Consider the following 247-nt stretch of genomic DNA (forward strand, 5'->3'; position numbering starts at 1 on the left):
GGCATGCAGCGCCCCCTCGATCAGGAGCGCGCGAAAGCCCGTGCAGTCGAGGAACAGGTCGCCCTCGATCCGCTGGCCCGAGTCGAGCAGCAGCGCGGCGATGTCGCCGCTTTCCCCGTCCAGATCGACCCGCGCGATCCTGCCCTCGATACGGATCGTGCCGTCCTGTTCGGCCATGCGGCGCAGGAAGCGCGCATACAGCGTCGAGTCGAGCTGGTACGCGTAGTTCATGCGGTCGTCGGGCAGG

Annotated in this window: 1 protein-coding gene; it reads right to left on the reverse strand. The window is 68.4% G+C overall.

What is annotated here, in order from left to right; all coding sequences use genetic code 11:
• On the reverse strand, window positions 1–231 hold a 231-nt coding region (locus AC0IYH_RS33210), incomplete at its 3' end, for a tryptophan 7-halogenase (RefSeq protein ID WP_471838657.1).
• Window positions 232–247 lie beyond the last annotated feature (16 nt).

The sequence above is a fragment of the Pseudomonas sp. AC463 genome (assembly GCF_979253585.1).